The sequence below is a fragment of the Citrobacter sp. TBCS-15 genome, from assembly GCF_005280815.1.
Lineage (GTDB): Bacteria > Pseudomonadota > Gammaproteobacteria > Enterobacterales > Enterobacteriaceae > Citrobacter > Citrobacter werkmanii.
This window is the reverse complement of the sequence record NZ_SZWK01000104.1, coordinates 1-513: the sequence shown is the minus strand read 5'-3', so window position 1 is coordinate 513 and position 513 is coordinate 1. Positions and strand designations below refer to the sequence as shown.

The following is a 513-nucleotide window of genomic DNA, read 5'->3' as shown; positions in this document are numbered from 1 at the left end:
CGCTAAGGCACTTTCGGCTAGTTCTAATAGATTTCCCCTAGCAATACTTTTAGCTTCGTCATACGCCTTTATATTGTCGTCTCGCCACTTTCTAAAAGTTTTAGCTGAACAATGCAAACTTGTGTAGATTTCTCTATCGTTGCAACCTGATTCAATTTTATCAATGATTTGACTAAATAGCGGTTCTTCGTACATCTTAGGTAAAATTGTGGGTCTGCCACCGTTTTGTGTTTGCATATTGTCCTTTCTTTTAAATGTGGTTATATCGTTTAAAGCCTATATAATCGCTTCTAAGAACAGCAATAACTTTTGCTTATAAGTTTACCCGCTTGGATAACTCTGCTCTCACAAGCCAAAATATGAGCATATAGCCCTATAATTAAGATTTAGCAAGATTTAGCAAGATTTAGCAAGATTTAGCAAGCTAAAACTTTTCTTTTTGATTTTTTGGGGGATTCGCAGCCGGGATTCTCGCCCTGGTTAGCCTCTTTCCAGGAAGAAAGGCACAGGCTG

1 protein-coding gene is annotated in these 513 nt (G+C 38.0%); it reads right to left on the bottom strand.

The genetic code is table 11. From position 1 onward, the window contains the following. The coding region (locus FDW96_RS10870; protein ID WP_252362865.1) for a bacteriophage terminase small subunit at positions 1–237 on the bottom strand (237 nt) is incomplete at its 3' end. Between the last annotated feature and the right edge of the window lie 276 nt (positions 238–513).